Below are 5,959 nucleotides of genomic sequence, written 5' to 3' on the forward strand. Positions count from 1 at the left end.
CGTCCTGCACGTGCACATGACCGCCGCCGAGGTCGCGGTCACGCTGGCCGGGGTCTCCCGGCGGCTCCCGCCGGTCGTCAGCACGCGGCACTTCGCCGGTGCCCGGGGCCACGGGCCGGGCGGGAGGCTCGTCGCGGCCGTGGCGCGGCGCCGGGTGGTCGCCCAAATCGCGATCAGCGCGTACGTCGCCGCCCACGTCGAGGGGCCGAGCACCGTGGTGCACCCCGGTCTCGACCCCCGCCCCGACGCCCGCCCCGCCTCCGGACGCGAGCCGGTGGTGCTCGCGGTCCAGCGCCTCGAGCCCGAGAAGCGCACGGACGTGGCGGTGCGTGCGTTCGCCGCGTCCCGGCTCGCCGAGCAGGGCTGGCGGCTGCGGGTCGCGGGCGCCGGGTCGCAGGCACCCGCGCTGCGCGAGCTCGCCGCGGGGCTCGGCGTCGGGGGCGCCGTCGACCTGCTCGGCGCCCGGCACGACGTCGAGGACCTCATGGCTGCCGCGAGCCTGCTCCTCGCGCCGTGCCCCGTCGAGGGCCTCGGACTCACGGTCCTGGAGGCGATGGCGAACGGGCTGCCCGTCGTGGCGGCGGACGCCGGCGGCCATCGGGAGACCCTCGCCGGCCTCGACCCGCTCGCCCTGCACGAACCCTTGGACGCGACCGGGGCCGGCAGCCACCTCACGACCCTCGCCGCCGACCCCGCCCGGCGGGACGCCTACGCCCGGGCGGCGCAGGCCCGGCAGCGCACCGTCTTCACCGTCGACCGGCAGGCGGCCGCCACCGACGCCGTCTACCGGGCGGCGATCGGCGCACCCGCGACGACCCCCGCCACGACCCTCCTGGAGGAGCCCGGATGACCGACCTCGTCGTGCTGTCCCTGGAGGCCTGGGACCACCACCGCCGCCGCAACCAGTACCTCGTGGACGAGCTCCTGGCCACCGACCCGGGCCTGCGGGTGCTCTTCGTGGAGCCCGCCGTCGACCCCCTGCACGAGCTGCGGCGAGGGTTCCGGCCGCACCGGGGCCGGGGTCTGCGCCGCGCCGGCGAGCGGCTGTGGTGCTACGAGCCGACGAAGCCCCTGCCGCGTCGCGTCGACCCGGCCGGCGACCGACGTCGCGCCCGGGGCGTGCTCCGTGCCGCGCAGCGTGCCGGTCTCTCCACCCCGGTCCTGTGGATCAACGACCCCGCGGGTGCCACGGTGCTGCGTGAGACGGGGTGGCCGGCCCTCTACGACATCACGGACGACTGGCTCGCAGCCGAGCGGACCCCCGCGGAGCAGCGACGGCTGCGCGACGACGAGGCGTACCTGCTGCGCACCTGCCGCGAGGTCGTCGCGTGCTCCCCCCACCTCGTCGCGACGAAGGGCGTCGACCGCCCGGTCACGCTCGTGACCAACGGCGTCGACGTCGAGCGGTACCGCCGCCCGGTGCCGCGGCCCGCCGACCTGCCCGCCGGGCCGACGGCCGTGTACGTCGGCACCGTGCACCGGGACCGGTTCGACGTCGACCTGCTGCGCGCGACCGCCCGCACCCTCGCCGCGGGCGCGCCGCGCACCGGCGACACCTCCGGAGGAACGGGGACGGCCGGCCAGCGCGGCACCGTGGTGGTGGTCGGGCCCGTGCTGGACCTCACGACGGCGGAGATCGCCCGGGTGCGCGCCGACGGCGTCGTCACGCTGGGCCGCCGGGCATGGGACGAGGTCCCCGGGTTCCTCCAGCACGCCGACGTCCTCCTCGTGCCCCACCTGGTCGACCGTTTCACCGAGAGCCTCGACCCCATCAAGGCCTACGAGTACCGCGCCGTCGGCCGCCCGGTGGTCGCCACGCCCGTCGCGGGTTTCCGGGACACGGCCGACCCGCGGGTGGTCGTCGCGGAGCCCGCAGACTTCCCCGAGGTCGTGCGCGCCGCCCTCGCCGGGGCGGGCGACGCGGCCGCGCACGCCGACCCGGACGTGCCCACCTGGTCCGGCCAGGCCCGGCTCATGGCCGAGGTGGTCGACCGCGTCCTGCAGCCCGTCGCCACGTCGTCGTGACGACGTCCGCCGTGCGCGCGACGGGGAACCGCCGCAGCGCCGCGGCGTGCGCCCTCCGGGCACGCTCGCGCGACTCGGCCGGGTCGTCCAGGGCCGCCACCACGGCACGCCCGAGCGCCGACGCGTCGCCCGGCGGCACGAGCCGGCCCAGCGGTGCGCCGTCGTCGTCCGGCGCCAAGATCTCCAGCACCCCGCCTGCCGACGTAGCCACCACCGGCACCTCGCGGATCATCGACTCCACGACCACCTGGCCGAACGGCTCCGGGACGGGCGACGCGTGCACGCAGACGTCGAAGCCGTCGAGCTCCGCGGCAGGGTCGGCCACGAAGCCGACCCAGTCCACGGCGTGCGCCACGGCGAGCTCCTCGGCCGTCCGTCGCAGCCGCCCCGCGTAGGAGGGGTCGTCGAACGTGGCCTCCCCCACCACCCGCAGCCGCGCGCCAGGGTGCGCGGCCAGCACGGCCGGCAGGGCACGGAGCAGCTCGAGCTGCCCCTTGGTAGGGCTGAGGCGACCGACGATCCCGACGACGGGAGCCCCGCTGTCCCTCTCGTGCCCGCCCGGGTCGCGGGTCGCGACCGCGGGCCGCTCCTGGCCCGGCGCGAACCCTGGGTACGCGACGACCGCAGGCACCGGGAGGGTCGCGGCCGTCGCGGACGAGTTCACGACGACGGCGTCCGGCACCCGCGACAGGACACGCAGCAGCAGCACCAGCGGGCGGGGCAGGTAGTCCGGCGAGATGCGGTCGTGCACGTGCCACACCAACGGCCGCCGCGCGATCCGGGCGGCGGCGAGGCCCAGCAGGTCGGCCTTGAGCGACGTCGTGTGCACGACGTCGGGCCGCAGCGCCCGCAGCCGGCGCGCGAGCCGCCAGGCGTAGCCCGCCGCGGCGGCCGCCGCCCGCAGCTGCGTCACCCCGACGCGGGCCACCTCGCCGCGGGCGGTGGTGCGCACCCCGGGGTCGAGCGGCAGCACCTCGACCACCGTGCCCTGGGCCTCCAGCAGGGGGCGCAGCGGCCCGTCGGCGCCCAGCAGCACCCGCACCTCGACGTCCGGGCGGGCCGGGTCGTCCGCCCGGCGCCGCAGCTCCGCGCACAGCCGCACGAGGGCGAGCTCGGCGCCCCCCAGCTCGGCAGTGTGGTCGAGGACCGCGACCCGCAACGGAGCGGGCCGGCTCGCCTCGGCGGTCACCGTCGGCCGGCGGCCACCGACCGGTCGCCCTCGGCCGCCTGGGACGTGTCGCGCCGGGTACGCGGCGCCGCGGGGGCCGGCTGCTCCGCAGGGGCGGCGTCGGACTCCTGGTCCGCGGCAGAGGCTGCGGCGGCGCCCGCGCGCCGCCGGGCGCGGCGCGCGACCGGCGGGTCGCCGTAGGTGGTCGCCGCGCGCATCCGCCGGTCGCCGGCGGCCAGCGTCAGCGCGACGCCCAGGAGGGGCACGTCGTTGACCCGGAGCCGGTCGGCCGCCTCCGCCAGCACGAGGCGGTCGGTGCGCCCGGACGCGGCGAGCAGGACCACGCCCGTGGCGTAGCGGCCCAGGATGCTCGCGTCGGCGGCCGCCAGGACCGGCGGCGCGTCGATGACCACGACCTCTGCGCGCTCGCGCAGCCGCTCCAGCAGGTCCCGCGCCCGGTCGGTGGCGAGGAAGTCGGCGGGGTCCATGTCCTCCTGCGGCACCGGGAACACGGACAGGTTGGGCACCGTGGTCGAGCGCAGCTGCCGCTCGTCGCCGGACCAGCCGGAGGCCGCGGGCAGCAGCTCGTCCAGCTGCGGGCGGCGCAGGTCGCCGGAGACCGCGATGGTGCGGCGCCCGCTCAGCGCGTAGGAGGCCGCGAGGTTCGCGGCGACGAACGACCGCGGTGCCAGCGAGTCTGCCGACGTCACCACGACGACGACGCGCTCGTGCTCGTCCGTCGCGACCTGGACGGCCGTGCGCAGCTCGCGGACCGACTCCGTGAACGGTGTCGCGCGCTTGCCCGCCACGGGCAGCACCCCCGTCTCGCGGGCGTCCCGGTCCGCGCGGCGGGCGTCGGCGAGCTCGGCGAGCACGGGGCTCGCGGCGGTGCGGGCCGCGTCGTGCGCACCCCGCACCCGGACGTCGACGCCGCGTCGGGCGAACGCGAGCCCCACGCCGACGAGGAGGCCACCCAGCACGGCGAGGGCGACGACGGCGGCCGGCGGGATCCCCACCGGCTGCCCCGCCGACGCCTTCTGCGCGATCTCGCCCGGCACGACGAGCGAGCGCAGCGTGTTCATCTGCTCCGTGAGCGTCTGGTACTGGTCGACGATCGTGGTCCGCTCGGCCGCCGCCAGCGGGTCCTCCGGGTCCTTCTTGAGCTGCTTGTCCACCGGCACGAGCTGGTCGCGCTGGGAATCGCGCTGGTCGTCGAGCTGGCCGAGCTGCGCGTCACGCAGCTGCACGAGGTGGGCGGCGTACGCCCGGGCCACGGCGTCCGCCATCACGCGGGTCGCCTGCGGGTCCGAGCCCTCCGCGGTGACGAGGATCGTGGCGCCGTCCTCCGAGCCGAAGCTCCCTGTGACGCTCCCCTCGACCGTGGCGGCGGGCACCCCGAGGTCCGCCGCGGCCGCCTTGACGACGGACGGCGCGACGACGTCGGACGGCGTCGTCGCCACCGTCACCTCGGTGGCGTCGTCGCTCGCCGCGCGGGTGCTCTGCAGCTGCACGGCGGTCGTGGACCGGTAGGTCTCCTCCTGCCGCTCGAGGTACGCGAGCGACCCCGCGACCACGAGCAGGACGCTCGCGAGGACCAGCCATCTGCTGACCCACACGACGCCCAGGACGTCCCTGACGCTCATCGGTCCTCCCTCATCCGGGTCACCTCGTCGCGCAGGCGCGCGACGAACCGGTCCCGCCCGAAGCCGTCCACGTGCGCGGCGATCGCCACGCCGTCCCAGACCGTGGCGAGAGCCTTCTCGACCGCACCCGCGACGAGGTCGACCCGCGCCTCGTCGAAGAACGTGCCGTTGACGCCCTCGGCCACCGTGTCCAGGTAGCCGCCGCCCCGCAGGGCGGCGACGGGCACGCCGCTCGCCCCGGCCTCGAGCGGCGTGAGCCCGTAGTCCTCGTGCGAGGCGGCGACGAGCAGCGCCGCGTTCCGGTACAGCCAGCGCAGCGTCGCGTCGTCGACCCGCCCGGCGAGCAGCACGCGGCCCGCACCCGCCCGCGCCGCACGCGACCGCAGCCGTTCCCGCTCCGGGCCGTCGCCCACCACGACGAGCGTCCGCCCGAGCTCGGCGGCGGCGTCGACCACGACGTCGACGTTCTTGTAGGGCAGCAGCCTGGCCACGCAGAGGAGGAACCCGGGCTCGACGCCCGGCAGCGGCGCGGCCGGACCGGCGGGGAGCAGCGCCGGCGGCGGCGCGACCACCTGCGCGTCGATGCCGTAGGCCTCCCGGATCGCCAGCCGCGTCACGGTCGAGTTCGCGAGGTAGACGTCGGCGCGGCGGGCGGCCCGGACGTCCCAGCGCCGCAGCGCGGGCGCCAGCGCGGTGAGCGCGCTCCGGGCCGCGGCGGAGGACGAGCCGCCGTGCGAGCCGAGGTACCGGTCGCGCTGGTAGAGCCAGCGCGCCGGGGCGTGGCAGTAGACGACGGTGCGGCGGGCGCCGCGGTAGCCGTGCGCCCAGCCCGTCGAGCTCGCGACCAGCACGTCGCCGTCGACGCGCTGACCACCGATCGCCGGGGCGAGGACGGGGAGCGCCAGCCGGTGGTGGCGGCGCAGCGTCCGCACCCGGTCCAGCGGGCCGGTCCGCAGCGGGACCTTCGCGAACTCGGGGAACGTGCCGCCCTGGTCGTACAGCGTCGTGTACATGGGCGAGCCGGGGAACGCGTCCGCCAGGAGCAGGGCGACGCGCTCCGCGCCGCCGCGCTGCGTCGCGTAGTCGTGCGCCAGCACCACGCCTTCGGTCATCGGACCTCCCC

At 77.5% G+C, this 5,959-nt stretch carries 5 protein-coding genes; 2 read left to right on the forward strand and 3 right to left on the reverse strand.

Annotated elements, in window-relative coordinates; translation table 11 throughout:
- Both ACFT55_RS18570 and ACFT55_RS18575 read left to right on the forward strand, forming a co-directional pair.
- Positions 1–850, forward strand: an 850-nt coding sequence (locus ACFT55_RS18570; RefSeq protein ID WP_380245325.1) for a glycosyltransferase family 4 protein, incomplete at its 5' end; no start/stop codon positions are given.
- The gene (locus tag ACFT55_RS18575; RefSeq protein WP_380245326.1) at positions 847–2,025 is read left to right on the forward strand and encodes a glycosyltransferase; all 1,179 of its coding nucleotides are present in this window, start codon (positions 847–849) and stop codon (positions 2,023–2,025) included. The genes ACFT55_RS18570 and ACFT55_RS18575, both read left to right, overlap by 4 nt.
- Here ACFT55_RS18575 and ACFT55_RS18580 read toward each other — a convergent pair.
- From ACFT55_RS18580 to ACFT55_RS18590, 3 genes are all read right to left on the reverse strand, one after another.
- Positions 1,973–3,214: a glycosyltransferase gene (locus ACFT55_RS18580; protein WP_380245327.1), complete on the reverse strand. Its 1,242-nt coding sequence runs from the start codon at positions 3,212–3,214 to the stop codon at positions 1,973–1,975. The genes ACFT55_RS18575 and ACFT55_RS18580 overlap by 53 nt on opposite strands.
- Entirely contained in the window at positions 3,211–4,836 is a 1,626-nt protein-coding gene (locus ACFT55_RS18585; RefSeq protein ID WP_380245328.1) for a CpsD/CapB family tyrosine-protein kinase, read from the reverse strand. Before ACFT55_RS18585 ends, ACFT55_RS18580 begins: the two co-directional genes overlap by 4 nt.
- A partial coding sequence (locus ACFT55_RS18590; protein WP_380245329.1) for a glycosyltransferase occupies positions 4,833–5,959 on the reverse strand: 1,127 nt, incomplete at its 5' end. The genes ACFT55_RS18590 and ACFT55_RS18585, both read right to left, overlap by 4 nt.

This window comes from Isoptericola sp. NPDC057191, from assembly GCF_042670225.1.
Taxonomy (GTDB): Bacteria; Actinomycetota; Actinomycetes; order Actinomycetales; family Cellulomonadaceae; genus Isoptericola.

Coding starts and splice junctions, on each gene's coding strand:
- ACFT55_RS18575 (WP_380245326.1), top strand. CDS start 847: ATGACCGACCTCGTCGTGCTGTCCCTGGAGGCCTGGGACCACCACCGC.
- ACFT55_RS18585 (WP_380245328.1), bottom strand. CDS start 4,836: ATGAGCGTCAGGGACGTCCTGGGCGTCGTGTGGGTCAGCAGATGGCTG.